Source organism: Aquabacterium sp. (assembly GCF_041915145.1).
Taxonomy (GTDB): Bacteria; Pseudomonadota; Gammaproteobacteria; order Burkholderiales; family Burkholderiaceae_C; genus Aquabacterium.
This window is the reverse complement of the sequence record NZ_JAYSBZ010000009.1, coordinates 51632-64474: the sequence shown is the minus strand read 5'-3', so window position 1 is coordinate 64474 and position 12843 is coordinate 51632. Positions and strand designations below refer to the sequence as shown.

Here is a 12843-nt window from a genome sequence, read left to right as displayed (position 1 = left end):
GTCGATCAGCGCGAGGCCGAGGCGCTCGAACACCACCTGGTCCTGGATCACCGCATGCGTGCCCACCACCAGCCGCGCGGCGCCGCTGGCCACGCGCTCGAGCATCTGCGCGCGCTGCTTGCTGCGCTGGCTGCCGGTGATCCAGGCGACCTCCACGCCCAGCGGCGTGAGCCAATCGACCAGCTTGCGAAAGTGCTGCTCGGCCAAGATTTCAGTGGGCGCCATCAGCGCGCATTGCCAGCCGGCGTCGATGGCCACCGCCGCCGCCAGCGCCGCCACCACCGTCTTGCCCGAGCCCACGTCGCCCTGCAGCAGACGGTGCATCGGGCGCGCCTGGGCCAGGTCTTGCGCCACCTCCTCGCTCACGCGCTGCTGGGCGCCGGTCAAGGCAAACGGCAGCACGCCGAGCAACTTTTCATGCAGACCACCCGGCCGCGCCACCAGCGCCGGCGCGCGCAGCACGGCCCGCTCGCGGCGCGCCTGCAACTGCGACAACTGCTGCGCCAGCAGCTCCTCGAACTTGAGCCGCTGCCAGGCCGGGTGGCTGCGGTCTTCGAGCGCCGCCAGCGACTGATCGGGCGTGGGGTGGTGCAGGCTGTGCAGCGCCGCGCGCAGGCTGGGCAGCCGCGCGTGCGGCAAGGTGGGCAGCAGCTCGGGCGGGATCACTTCGTCCAGATTGGCCCGCGCCAGCCCGCCCGCCACAGCCTTGCGCAAATAAGCCTGCGGCAGCGCGGCCGTGGTGGGGTAGACCGGCGTGAGCGCCTGCGGCATGGGCGTGTCGTCTTGCACCACCTTCACGACGGGGTGGACCATCTCGCGGCCCACGAAGCCGCCGCGCAGCTCGCCGCGCACGCGCAGCAAGGCACCGGGCGCCATCGTCTTCTGCTGACTGGGGTAGAAGTTCAAGAAGCGCAGCGCGAGCTCGTCGGTGCCATCGTGGAGCGTGACGATCAACTGCCGCCGCCCGCGGCCCTTGAAGCCGCCTTCGACGCGGCAATCGGTGACGCGCCCCTGCACCTGCACGGCCTGACCGTCACGCGCCTCGATCAGCGGCGTGATGCGGGTTTCGTCTTCGTAGCGCAGCGGCAGGTGCAGGGCCAGGTCGATGTCGCGCACCAGGCCGAGCTTGTCGAGCGCACGGGCGGGGGCGGACTTGGCGGCAGGCGAGGCGACATGCGAAGCAGCAGGCATGAAACAATTCTGCCCTCGCTTGCCGTTTTTTCTTTCAACGTTGGAACGGGCCGGTCCAGCCCTCAACCGTCATGCCGCACACCGCTTCTGCCTCTGCCCCCGCCCCCGTCTCTGATCGCGACCTCAGCGTCGCCGACTTCGATTTCGTCCTCCCCCCCGAGCTGATCGCCCAGCACCCCGCGCCCGAGCGCAGCGGCTCGCGCCTGCTCGACGGCAGCGGCCCGCAGCCGGTGGATCGCGCGTTTCGCGACTTCCCCGCCCTGCTGCAAGCCGGCGACCTGCTGGTGTTCAACGACACCAAGGTGATCAAGGCACGGCTCTACGGCGCCAAGGCCACCGGGGGTGCCGTCGAAGCCTTGGTGGAACGCGTGCTGCCGGGGCCGGACTGCGAGGTCTGGGCGCACCTGCGCGCCAGCAAGTCGCCCAAGGCGGGCAGCTTGGTGCGGTTTGGACATGGTGGTGGCGAGGCCGGCGGTGACGGTTTTGACGCCGAGGTGCTGGGCCGCTGCGGGCCCGACGACGGCCTCTTTCGCCTGCGCCTGCCGAGCGACCCGTTCGCGCTGCTCGACCGCTTCGGCCACGTGCCGCTGCCGCCCTACATCACCCACGCCGACTCGGCCGAAGACGAGCGCCGCTATCAAACGGTGTTCGCCGCCAAGCCCGGCGCGGTGGCGGCCCCGACGGCCTCGCTGCATTTCGACGAGGCCGTGCTGGCCGAGCTGGCGGCGCGCGGCGTGCAACGCGCGAGCGTGACGCTGCACGTGGGTGCGGGCACCTTCCAGCCCGTGCGGGTGGACAAGATCGCCGAACACAAGATGCACAGCGAATGGTTCGAGGTGCCCGCCGACACGATGGCCGCCATCGAGCGCACCCACACCGCCGGTGGCCGCGTGATCGCCGTGGGCACGACCACCTTGCGCGCCCTGGAATCGGCCGCGCTGGGCGGCGCCTTGCAAGCCGGCGCGCGCGAGACGGACATCTTCATCACGCCGGGATTCAGCTTCCGCGTGGTCGATGCGCTGCTCACCAACTTCCACCTGCCCAAGAGCACCTTGCTGATGCTGGTGAGCGCCTTCGCCGGCTTCGAGCCCGTGCGGGCGCTCTACGCCCACGCCGTGGCGCAGGGCTATCGCTTCTTCAGCTACGGCGACGCGATGTGGTTGACGCGGCTCAGCGCGCCACGCGTTCGAGATTGAGCGTGCTGGCGTCGGCCAGGGTGAGTGTGAGCGTGCGGCCGTCGCCCGAGAGCGTGGCGCGCGCGATCTGGCGGCTGACGCTGCTGCACGACGTGGTGTGCTGCGTCAGCTCGTCCACCTGAAAGACGCCGCTGCCGCGGCTCCAGGTGTAGCGCCCCTGCTCCATGCCTTGGCGGGCGCAGCGCAGCCCACCCGCGCTGGCGATCACGAAGCGGCCGTCTGGCAGGAAGCCGAAGATCGGGTCTTCGGCATTGCCTTCGAGCGGCAGGCGCCACGCCCCCACCAGGCCCTGCGGGTCGTTCGGGTGGCGCACGTAGTGGTAGGTGCTGCCGCCCTCGGACAGATCGAGCGCCGCGCCGTTGAGTCGCAAGGTGCGCCCGGACATGCCGCCTTCCGCCGCCAGGGTTTCGCGCGCGGCAGCGTCGGCATCCGCGGCCACCGGCTGGTAGCCGTTGGTCAGGGGGTTCCAGGCCATGCCGCCCGAGTCCACCCCCGAGAACCCCGGCCCCGCCGCCTCGGCGTAGCGCGGCATGGCCAGCTCGGCGCTCAGGAAGTTGGGCGCATGCGGCATCGGCTCGCCCGAGAAGTACGCCAGCGCGCTGTATTCGCGGCCTTCGAGCAGCCACACGCCGGCGGCCTGCTTCCAGAACATGCGGCGGGCATGCGCCTGCGCCTGCTCGGCGCTGACCACGCCATGACCCAGCCCCAGTTGGCGCACGATGGCGTGCAAGGCGGGGTTGCTGCCAGGCTGCCCGAAGGCCCCCGGCTGGTCGGTCAAGTGCACGCCGCTGAAGTCCAGCTGGTTCACGTCGGCGGGCAAGGTGATGGTGTTCGGATCGCGCCCGGTGTCGAGCGACTGCAGCAGCACGTAGAGGTTGCTGGCCTTGTCCACGTTGCCGTCCGACAGATCGACCGGCGACAGCGTGCCGCTGGCCGCGCCCTGCCCCAGCGTGAGGTTGCCCAGCTCGAAGGTCACCCGGTCGCCCGTCTTGAACCGGAACTGGCCGTGCGCGTCGGTCACGCCCGCCACGCCCGAGCTGGTGTGGTAGCGCAGACCGGCCACGGGTGCGTCGTTGAACACCCCCGTCTGCAAGTCGTCGGCCCATGCCGACGGCATCGCCAGGCACGACACCGCCGCCGCGATCGCCGCGATCGCCCCTTTTGACTGGCCCGTGAAGGGCCGCTGACCCAGGCTCGCTTCAAACATGACACGCTCCAGACGAACTGTGATGGAACGTCAGATTACGGCGCGGCGGGCCCGGGCTGCAGGGTCAAAAATGGTGCGTCGCATCATTTAGCCCGCTCGCGTCAACCCCGTCACGAATCGCGCGGAATCGCCGCCGACAGCATGGTGCGCCACACGACACGCCCCGCGCCCTCGGCGTTTTTTGCTCACTGACGCCGGGCCTGTCTCGCGCTTGAGACAATAGCGCCCCATGAGTTCCGCCCCCACCCTGACCCGCGGCCTGCACTTCGAGCTGCTGCACGCCGAAAGCCCGCACGCCCCGGCCGAAGCCGACCGCTCCCACGCCCGACGCGGCCGCATCACGCTCAACCACGGCGTGGTCGAGACGCCGATCTTCATGCCGGTGGGCACCTACGGCACGGTCAAGGGCGTGCTGCCGCGCTCGCTCGACGAGATGGGCGCGCAAATCATCCTGGGCAACACCTTCCACCTCTGGATGCGTCCGGGCCTCGACGTGATGAGCCAGTTCGGCGGGCTGCACCGCTTCGAGAGCTGGCACAAGCCCATCCTCACCGACAGCGGCGGCTTCCAGGTCTGGAGCCTGGGCGGACACGACGGCAAGGGGCGCAAGATCAGCGAGGAAGGCGTGCGCTTCTCATCGCCCGTCAACGGCGACAAGCTGTTTTTGACGCCCGAGGTGAGCATGCAGATCCAGACGGTGCTCAACTCCGACATCGTCATGCAGTTCGACGAGTGCACGCCCTACGAGACCAAGGGCCACATCACCACCGAGCGCGAGGCGCGCGTCTCGATGGAGCTCAGCCTGCGCTGGGCCAAACGCTGTCAGGCCGAATTCACCAAGCTCGCCAACCCCAACGCGCTGTTCGGCATCGTGCAGGGCGGCATGTTCGAGCACCTGCGCGACGAATCGCTGGCCGCGCTGGTCGAGATGGACTTCCCCGGCTACGCCGTGGGCGGCGTCAGCGTGGGCGAGCCCAAAGAAGACATGCTGCGCATCATGAACCACACGGTGCACCAGCTGCCGGCCCACAAGCCGCGCTACCTGATGGGCGTGGGCACGCCCGAAGACCTGGTCGCCGGCGTGCATGCCGGGGTGGACATGTTTGACTGCGTGATGCCCACCCGCAACGCGCGCAACGGCCATCTGTTCACCCGCTACGGCGACCTGCGCCTGCGCAACAGCCGCTACAAGAGCGACGAGCGCCCGGTCGACCCGACCTGCACCTGTCACACCTGCCAGAACTTCAGCCGCGCCTACCTGCACCACCTCGACCGCTGCGGCGAGATGCTGGGGCCGATGCTCACCAGCATCCACAACCTGCATTACTACCTCAACCTGATGCGCGAAGTGCGCGAGGCGCTCGACGCGCGGGCCTTCACCGCCTTCCGCCAGCGCTTTGCCGCCGACCGCGCACGCGGCGTCGATGCCTGAGCCCGCACCAGGGAACCAGACCATGCCGCTGCGATCACACCCCCTCAGCCTGAATTGCCTGTCATGACCGAAGCCTTGTCGTCTCTTCGCTCGCTGCCGTCGCCCACGCGGCGCACCTTCATCGGCACCTCGGCCGCCCTGCTCGCCAGCAGCCTGGCCCAGGCGCAGTTCCGCATCGAGGTCAACGGCGTGGGCGCCACGCAGATCCCGATCGCCATCGCGCCCTTCCGCGACGACGGCCGCAGCCCGCAACCGCTGGGCGCCATCGTGCAGGCCGACCTCGAGCGCAGCGGCTTGTTCCGCTCGGTGGCCGGCGGCGCCGTGCCCATCGACGAAATCGCCCGCCCGCACCTGGCCGACTGGCGCGCCAAGGGCGCCGACGCCCTGCTCACCGGCTCGGCCACCAAGCTGGCCGATGGCCGCTTCGACGTGCGCTTTCGGCTGTGGGACACCATCAAGGGCAAGGAGCTGGCCGGCCAGAGTCTGCTCGTCACCGCGGCCGATCTGCGCCTGGCCGCGCACCGCGTCGCCGATGCCGTCTACGAGGCCCTGACGGGCGAAAAAGGCGTGTTCTCGACCCGCATCGCCTACGTCAGCAAGGTCGGCAAGCGCAGCACGCTATGGGTGGCCGACGCCGATGGCGAAAACGCCCAATCGGCCCTGGGCAGCCCCGAGCCCATCATCTCGCCGGCCTGGTCGCCCGACGGCCGCTCGCTGGCCTACGTATCGTTCGAGCGCGGCAAGGCCATCGTGTTCGTGCAGGACGTGTCCTCCGGCCAGCGCCGCGTGGTCGCCAGCTTCAAGGGCTCGAACAGCGCGCCGGCCTTCTCGCCCGACGGCCGGCAGCTCGCCGTGACGCTCACGCGCGACGGCATCTCGCAGATCTACGTGATGGGCATCGACGGGCAGAACATGCGCCGGCTGAGCCAGTCCGACACCATCGAGACCGAAGCCGCGTGGTCGCCCGATGGCGGCAGCCTCTATTTCGTCAGCGACCGCAGCGGCGGCCCGCAGGTCTTCAAGATGAGCGCCAACGGCAGCAACGTGCAGCGCGTCACCTACCAGGGCGCCTACAACATCAGCCCGTCGCCCAGCCCCGATGGCAAGTGGCTGACCTACATCACGCGCCAAGCCGACGGCGCCTTCCGCGTGCAGCTGCTCGAGCTCGCCTCTGGCCAGGCGCAATCGCTCACCACCAGCCGCGACGACGAGAGCCCCAGCTTCTCGCCCAACAGCAAGCTCATCATCTACGCCACCCGCGCCGGCGGCCGCGACGTGCTCACGACCACCAGCCTCGACGGCCGCATCCGCGCCCGCCTCAACGCTCCGCAGGCCGACGTGCGCGAGCCGATGTGGGGCCCGTATGGGCGGTAAAGTACGCCGCAACCCGATCTCATAACCAAAGGAGTGCCTGCCATGAAAACCATCCGTCCCCTGCTGCCTCTCGCCAGTGCCGTGCTGCTCGCCATGGCCGGCTGCGCGTCCAACACGTCGCTCGACCAATCGGCCAACAAGGCGCCCGTCGAAGACGCGCGCACGACCAACTCGAACGCCAATGCCAACGCCAACACCTCGCGCGTGGCACCGGTTGAAGTGGCCACCAGCAATGTCGCCCAGACTGCCGACCTGCCGCGCCTGGTGTATTTCGACTTCGACAGCTTCGTCGTGAAAGACGAGGCCCGCGGCACCATCGAGGCCCACGCCAAGCGCCTGAACGCCAACCGCCAGCTGCGTGAAGTGGTCGAAGGCCACACCGACGAGCGCGGCGGCAGCGAATACAACCTGGCGCTCGGCCAAAAGCGTGCCGCCGCCGTGGTCAAGTCGCTCACCCTGCTGGGCGCGCAAGCCGACCAGCTCGAAGCCGTGAGCTTCGGCAAGGAGCGCCCCGCCGCCGAAGGCCACACCGAAGAAGCGTGGGCCAAGAACCGCCGCGCCGAACTGAAAGACCGTTGATCGCCATGCCTGCCTCCAGCCTGCCCACCTTGCGCCACGCGCGCGGCGCCGCGCAACGCTTCGTCAAGCTCCTGATCGGCCCGAGCTTCATGCTGGCCATCGGGCTGATGGCTTTCAGCTCCATCGCCCGCGCCGGTTTGTTCAGCGATGACGAGGCGCGGCAGGCCATCCTCGACCTGCGCCAGCGCGTCGACAAGCTCGAGGAGGGGCAGAAAGGCAAGGTCAGCGATCTCAACGAACGCGTCGATCAGTTGCGCCGCAGCGTGCTCGAACTCAACAGCCAGATCGAGCAGCTGCGCGCCGACCTCGCCAAGCAGCGCGGCCAAGACGAGCTGCTCGCCCGCGACGTGGCCGAGCTGCAGCGCAAGCAGAAAGACCTGATGCAAGGCGTGGACGAACGCGTCAGCAAGCTCGAGCCACAAACCATCACCCTCGACGGCAAGACCTTCCAGGTCGACCCCGAAGAAAAGCGCGCCTACGACGAGGCCATCAGCCGCCTCAAGCAGGTCGACTTCGATGGCGCGATCACCGGGCTGTCCGGCGTGCTCAAGCGCTTTCCGGGCACGGGCTATCGTGAGTCGGCCCTGTTCTGGCTGGGCAACGCCCAATACGGCAAGCGCGACTACAAAGAAGCCATCGCCAACTTCCGCGCGCTGCTGACCAGCGCCCCCGACCACGCCCGCGCCCCCGAAGCGCTGCTGGCCGTGGCCAACTGCCAGATCGAGCTGAAAGAAACCAAGACGGCTCGCAAGACGCTGGAAGAGCTGATCAAGACCTATCCCAAGTCCGAGGCGGCCGGCGCCGCGCGGCAGCGCCTGAACGCCGTGCCCAAGTCCTGAGGCTGCGCTGATGCAGTCTGTGCTCCCGGCCACCGAGGCCGACCTCGAACGCCGCTTCGGCGGCCTCAAGCGCCTCTACGGAGAAGCCGGCTACCAGCGGCTGCGCCAGGCCCGCGTGGCAGTGGTGGGCGTGGGCGGCGTCGGCTCCTGGGCCGCCGAGGCCCTGGCACGCTGCGGTGTGGCGGCCCTGACGCTCGTCGATCTCGACCATGTGGCCGAGTCCAACGTCAACCGCCAGATCCACGCCCTCGATGCCACGCTCGGCCAGGCCAAGGTGCTGGCCATGCAAGAGCGCATCGCCCAGATCCACCCCGGCTGCACCGTGACTTGCATCGATGAATTCGTCGACGCCAGCAACTGGCCCGGCTTGCTGCCGAGCGCCGTCGACGTGGTGATCGACGCCTGCGACGACCCGCGCGCCAAGCAGGCGATGGCGGCCTGGTCGCTGCGCGAGCGGCGCCCGCTGGTGATGGTGGGCGCGGCAGGCGGCAAGCGGCAGGCCCACCTGGTCGACGTGGCCGATCTGATCCACGTCACCCACGACCCGCTGCTCGCGCAACTGCGCCAGCGCTTGCGGCGCGACCAGCTCATCCCGCGAGCCGAGGGCAAGCCGCGCGACTGCGGGCTGCGCTGCGTGTTCTCGCGCGAAGCCATCAGCCGCCCCGAGCTCGGCGCGGCCTGCGCCACCGATACGAGCGGCGCCACGCCGGCCTTCGACGCCAACCTCAACTGCCACGGCTACGGCTCGGTCGTCACCGTCACCGCGAGCTTTGGCCTGGTGGCGGCCAACGAAGCCATCCGCCTGCTGCTGGCTTGACGCCCCGCGCGACCAACCCGGCCAAAGTTGCGGCCTGATGAAATTTCGGGTTAAAATCTCCGGCTTCGCGGGTCGTTAGCTCAGTCGGTAGAGCAGCGGACTTTTAATCCGTTGGTCGCAGGTTCGAATCCTGCACGACCCACCAGAACAAGTGCCGCCGCAGATCTGCGCACGAACCTGTTTGGGTCTGTGCAAAATGGTTCACAAAGGCTGATGCAAATCAGCGTTTTTGCACCTTGAGGCGCAAACAAGCCATCAAGTCAGGCTAAACTGGCGGGCTTGAAAAGTTCAAAGGGCTCTTAGCTCAGTTGGTAGAGCAGCGGACTCTTAATCCGTTGGTCGTAGGTTCGAATCCTACAGGGCCCACCAATCAAAACAACGGCCTGGCAGCGATGCCAGGCCGTTTGTTTTTGGTCGGCGTAATTTGCCCGCAGGATGCGGTTGTCAAATTCATGCTTCCTCCGATCAGAATCATGAATCGGTCAAGCCCCGAAACTTGAATGGACACCCCACTATCGGCGCCCTTCCCTCAACGATGGGTCGCGCACCTCGACATGGACGCGTTCTTTGCCTCCGTCGAGTTGCTGCGCTACCCCGAGTTGCGCGGGCAGCCGGTGGTGATCGGCGGGCGCTCGCAGCACGCTCCGCGCTCGATGCCCGATGGCACCCGGCAGTTCTCGACCCTGCGCAGCTACGCCGGTCGCGGCGTGATCACCACCGCCACCTACGAGGCGCGCGCCCTGGGCGTGCACTCGGGCATGGGGCTGATGAAGGCCGCCGCGCTGGCACCCGACGCCGTGCTGCTGCCGATGGACTTCGAGGCTTACCGCCTGCAGTCGCGCCGCTTCAAGGCTGCCGTCGCCGCTATCGCCCCTGTCGTCGAAGACCGCGGCATCGACGAGATCTTCATCGAGCTGACCCCCTTGCTGCTCGGCGTGGCCGATGATGCGGTCGGCCGCTCGGCAGCCCACGCGTTGGCCACCCGCCTGCAAGATGCGGTGCAGGCCGCCACCGGCCTGAGCTGCTCGATCGGCGTCACGCCCAACAAGCTGCTGGCCAAGCTGGCCTCCGATCTCGACAAGCCGCACGGCATCACGGTGCTCACCCATGCCGACCTCGCCGAGCGCGTGTGGCCGCTGCCGGCGCGGCTCATCAACGGGATCGGGCCCAAGGCCAACGCACGCCTCGCGGCACGGGGCATCGTGACCATCGGGGACCTCGCCCGCACGCCGCCGGCCGAGCTGATCGACACGTTCGGCTCCCACTACGGCGCCTGGCTGCACGCCGCGGCGCACGGGCGCGACGACCGCCCCGTGGTAACCTACCGCGAGCCCAAGTCGATCAGTCGCGAAACCACCTTCGAGCGCGACCTGCACGCCCGCGATGACCGCGCGCAACTCGGCGAACACTTCACCAGGCTGTGCGAGCAACTGGCCGCCGACCTGCAGCGCAAGGGTTACGTGGCGCGCACCATCGGCATCAAGCTGCGCTTCGACGACTTCAAGACCGTGACGCGCGACCTCACGCTGACCGCCGCCACCGATCAGGCCGACGTCATACGGTTGGCCGCCGGGCGGTGCTTGAAGAAGGTGGCGCTGGAGCGCCGCCTGCGCCTGCTCGGCGTGCGGGCCAGCACGCTGGTCAAGGCCACGGACGCCACCGAGCCCGCCGCGTCGGCGTCGGGCGAATCGCTGCCCTTGTTCGATTAGGGCTTCAGAACCTCAGGGCGTAGCGGTAGCCCCGAAAGCGCAGCACCGCCTCCTTGAGTTGGATCTGCTCCAGCGTGAGCTCGGAGGTGAGGCGGTCGCCCTCGTGAAACACCTGTCCGTTGACGATCAGGATGCGGCTCGACGGCGCCTCGGAATATTTCGAGCCGTTCACCATCAGATTGGGCAACTGCCGGCGCACGTCGTCGGGCAGCTCCTCGACCGACAGCACCCGCGACGGCGGACGCGCCCCAGCCGGGGCAACCGCAGGCACGGCCGACAACGCACGGGCCCGCTCGGGCGGCGGATCGATGCGAACGGGGGGCGGCGGCGCGACGATGGACGCCGGAGCTGCGGAAGGCCGAGGCGCGACAGGCTGCATCTGCAGCGACAGCGCCGGCGCCGGGGGAACCGGCGGCGCGGCCGGGGCTGGCGGCGGGGTGTCGCGCCCCATCAGCATCCAGCCCAGCAGACCGGTCACCAGCACCGACAGGCCGATCACCGCCCACATCAGCGTCGGCGGGCCGCCACGCTCGTCGTCGTCGGGCGCCGGGTTGCCGCGCGATGACGCGGGCTGGGCGTGCAGATCGGGCACCGCGCCACGTTCGCGCTCCCGCTCGGAGTCGGCCTTGCGCAAGGCATCGAGGATGTAGGACATGACAGGAGCTCCTCGTGTCAATGATGGGCCGGCAAGACCTGCAGACGCGGCTCGTCCACGCCCAGCGCGCGGTTGAGCTGCATGAACGTCGTCGGCCCGGCCTGGCCGTCGGGCTTGAGCCCCTGGGCCAGTTGGAAAGCGGACACCCGCGAACGCAGCGCCGCATCGTAGGTCTGGCGCGTGGTGGGCCCGGCCTCGCCTTGCAGCGTGGCCAATTGCGTGGCAAGCCAGTCCACCACGGGCCCGCTGTTGCCCTCGACCGCCTTGGCCGCATAACCCGGCGGCGCGCGCCAGTAGGTGGCGTAGTCGCCGCGCCAGACCTGAGCCAGATCGGCGAGCGACACGGCGCGCAGCACGCCGCCCAGACTGAGCAGCGCGTGCTGGGTGTTCAGACCGGTCAGCAAAACGTATACCGGCCGATCGTGCTCGATGTAGAGCGTCAGGATGCCCGGCCGATCGAGCTGCCGGATCGTGGCCAGCGTGTTGCCACCGCGATAGCAGCGCAGCTGTTGCTGCTGCACCGACGCGCACGGGTCGCCATCGCCCAGTTGCAGGCCCCAGGCTTGCGCGAGTTCACGCCACGCGGCCTTCTCGCTGAACAGCGCGGCGCCCGGATCGGTGGCCAGCCGATGCAGCTCGGTCGTCAGATCGGTCAGCGGCACCGCGACAGGCGCCGATGCGGCAGAGACCGGTTCGACCACTGACGGCGCATTGGGCACGCTCATGCGGGCCGCGGCCGGGTCTGGCGCGCGGGCCGCACCACTGGCATGGGCGGCCGCCTCGGCCGACACGGCCCGCCGCTGCCAGGCCAGCGCGCCCCAACCCAGCCCCGCCACCACCACGGCGCCAGCCGCCATCCCGGCCATCCAGCGCACGGCATGTTGAGGCCGATCGCCGCGTGACGAGGCGGGCGCCGGCGTGCCGAACACCTCGCTCGCGGCCTTTTCGACGATGGCGCGATCCACCTTGCTCTTGCCCTCCACGTAGGCCCCCAGCAAGGCGCGGTCGCACAACAGATTGATGCGGCGCGGCACCCCGCGCGCCAATTGATGGATGCGCCGCACCGCCAGGCTGCTGAACAACCGGCCGCGACGCCACCCCGCGACCTGCAGGCGATGCGCAATGTAGTGCGCCGTCTCGGCCTCGCTCAAGGCGTCGAGGTGGAAGCGCGCGATCACGCGCTGCGCCAGTTGCTCAAGCTCGGGCTGGGCCAGCATCGTGCGCAACTCGGGTTGGCCGATCAGGATGATCTGCAGCAGCTTGCGCTCGCTGGTCTCCAGGTTCGTCAGCAGCCGCAATTGCTCCAGCACGTCGGGCGAGAGGTTTTGCGCCTCGTCGATGATCAGCACGTTGTTCTGCCCCACGGCATGCGTCTTGAGCAAGAACTCGTTGAGCGGGTCGAGATAGTCCTTGATGGTCGCAACCCCCGGCCCCTGGTGCTCGTAGGGAATGCGGAACTCCTCGCACACCGACTTCAACAGCTCCGTGACCGTGAGCTTGGGGTTGAAGATGTAGGCGACATTGCAGCGACGCGGGATCTGCTCGAGGAAGCAGCGGCAGACCGTGGTCTTGCCCGCGCCGATTTCGCCAGTGAGCAGCACGAAACCGCCGCCACCCCCCACGCCGTACAGCAGATGCGCCAGCGCCTCGCGATGCCGCTCGCTCATGTACAGATAGCGCGGATCAGGCGCGATCGAGAACGGCTCGTGCTTCAGGCCAAAGAATTGCGCATACATGGGCGCGAAGAATACCGGAGCACCACGGCCACGAAGGCAAAGAAAAAGGCGCTGCAACCTTGCGGCTGCAGCGCCTTCACCGCGCGTGCCCAGAACGGGCGCGGCGTG

The 12843-nt window shown here is 68.9% G+C and carries 11 protein-coding genes and 2 tRNA genes; 9 read left to right on the top strand and 4 right to left on the bottom strand.

Annotation, left to right across the window (positions count from 1 at the left end; translation table 11 throughout):
• Positions 1-1191 (bottom strand): DEAD/DEAH box helicase (locus ACE3SS_RS03225; RefSeq protein ID WP_374591293.1); only part of this gene is annotated, 1191 nt, incomplete at its 3' end.
• A gap of 71 nt (positions 1192-1262) precedes the next feature.
• Between ACE3SS_RS03225 and queA the strand changes: the two genes are divergently transcribed.
• Positions 1263-2387, top strand: a complete 1125-nt coding sequence (gene queA, locus ACE3SS_RS03220; RefSeq protein WP_374591290.1) for a tRNA preQ1(34) S-adenosylmethionine ribosyltransferase-isomerase QueA — start codon at positions 1263-1265, stop codon at positions 2385-2387.
• Here queA and ACE3SS_RS03215 read toward each other — a convergent pair.
• On the bottom strand, positions 2362-3594 hold the full coding sequence (locus ACE3SS_RS03215; protein WP_374591287.1) for a hypothetical protein: 1233 nt from the start codon (positions 3592-3594) through the stop codon (positions 2362-2364). The genes queA and ACE3SS_RS03215 overlap by 26 nt on opposite strands.
• Positions 3595-3823: 229 nt before the next feature.
• Between ACE3SS_RS03215 and tgt the strand changes: the two genes are divergently transcribed.
• From tgt to dinB, 8 genes are all read left to right on the top strand, one after another.
• Positions 3824-5026, top strand: a complete 1203-nt coding sequence (gene tgt / locus ACE3SS_RS03210) for a tRNA guanosine(34) transglycosylase Tgt (RefSeq protein WP_374591284.1) — start codon at positions 3824-3826, stop codon at positions 5024-5026.
• A 63-nt stretch (positions 5027-5089) separates the two neighbouring features.
• Complete coding sequence (gene tolB, locus ACE3SS_RS03205) at positions 5090-6400, top strand: Tol-Pal system beta propeller repeat protein TolB (RefSeq protein WP_374591281.1); 1311 nt, start codon at positions 5090-5092, stop codon at positions 6398-6400.
• A gap of 42 nt (positions 6401-6442) precedes the next feature.
• The gene (gene pal / locus ACE3SS_RS03200; RefSeq protein WP_374591278.1) at positions 6443-6979 is read left to right on the top strand and encodes a peptidoglycan-associated lipoprotein Pal; all 537 of its coding nucleotides are present in this window, start codon (positions 6443-6445) and stop codon (positions 6977-6979) included.
• A gap of 5 nt (positions 6980-6984) precedes the next feature.
• Entirely contained in the window at positions 6985-7818 is an 834-nt protein-coding gene (gene ybgF / locus ACE3SS_RS03195) for a tol-pal system protein YbgF (protein WP_374591275.1), read from the top strand.
• Between the two features lie 10 nt (positions 7819-7828).
• The gene (locus tag ACE3SS_RS03190) at positions 7829-8635 is read left to right on the top strand and encodes a ThiF family adenylyltransferase (RefSeq protein WP_374591272.1); all 807 of its coding nucleotides are present in this window, start codon (positions 7829-7831) and stop codon (positions 8633-8635) included.
• 69 nt (positions 8636-8704) lie between these two features.
• Positions 8705-8780: transfer RNA gene (locus ACE3SS_RS03185), tRNA-Lys, on the top strand.
• Between the two features lie 148 nt (positions 8781-8928).
• Positions 8929-9004 (top strand) — tRNA-Lys (locus ACE3SS_RS03180).
• A gap of 131 nt (positions 9005-9135) precedes the next feature.
• Positions 9136-10344 carry a DNA polymerase IV gene (dinB, locus tag ACE3SS_RS03175; RefSeq protein WP_374591269.1) on the top strand — a complete coding sequence of 403 codons (1209 nt, stop codon included), beginning with the start codon at positions 9136-9138 and terminating at the stop codon, positions 10342-10344.
• Positions 10345-10348: 4 nt separating this feature from the next.
• Here dinB and ACE3SS_RS03170 read toward each other — a convergent pair whose 3' ends face one another.
• Both ACE3SS_RS03170 and ACE3SS_RS03165 read right to left on the bottom strand, forming a co-directional pair.
• A complete protein-coding gene (locus tag ACE3SS_RS03170; protein WP_374591266.1) occupies positions 10349-10999 on the bottom strand; it encodes a general secretion pathway protein GspB in 651 nt (216 codons plus the stop codon).
• A 17-nt stretch (positions 11000-11016) separates the two neighbouring features.
• Positions 11017-12735 carry an AAA family ATPase gene (locus ACE3SS_RS03165; RefSeq protein WP_374591263.1) on the bottom strand — a complete coding sequence of 573 codons (1719 nt, stop codon included), beginning with the start codon at positions 12733-12735 and terminating at the stop codon, positions 11017-11019.
• Positions 12736-12843: the final 108 nt, after the last annotated feature.

Bases quoted from the DNA above. Each gene is read 5' to 3' on its own strand.
- queA (WP_374591290.1), top strand. From the start codon at position 1,263: ATGCCGCACACCGCTTCTGCCTCTGCCCCCGCCCCCGTCTCTGATCGC.
- ACE3SS_RS03215 (WP_374591287.1), bottom strand. From the start codon at position 3,594: ATGTTTGAAGCGAGCCTGGGTCAGCGGCCCTTCACGGGCCAGTCAAAA.
- tgt (WP_374591284.1), top strand. From the start codon at position 3,824: ATGAGTTCCGCCCCCACCCTGACCCGCGGCCTGCACTTCGAGCTGCTG.
- tolB (WP_374591281.1), top strand. From the start codon at position 5,090: ATGACCGAAGCCTTGTCGTCTCTTCGCTCGCTGCCGTCGCCCACGCGG.
- pal (WP_374591278.1), top strand. From the start codon at position 6,443: ATGAAAACCATCCGTCCCCTGCTGCCTCTCGCCAGTGCCGTGCTGCTC.
- ybgF (WP_374591275.1), top strand. From the start codon at position 6,985: ATGCCTGCCTCCAGCCTGCCCACCTTGCGCCACGCGCGCGGCGCCGCG.
- ACE3SS_RS03190 (WP_374591272.1), top strand. From the start codon at position 7,829: ATGCAGTCTGTGCTCCCGGCCACCGAGGCCGACCTCGAACGCCGCTTC.
- dinB (WP_374591269.1), top strand. From the start codon at position 9,136: ATGGACACCCCACTATCGGCGCCCTTCCCTCAACGATGGGTCGCGCAC.
- ACE3SS_RS03170 (WP_374591266.1), bottom strand. From the start codon at position 10,999: ATGTCCTACATCCTCGATGCCTTGCGCAAGGCCGACTCCGAGCGGGAG.
- ACE3SS_RS03165 (WP_374591263.1), bottom strand. From the start codon at position 12,735: ATGTATGCGCAATTCTTTGGCCTGAAGCACGAGCCGTTCTCGATCGCG.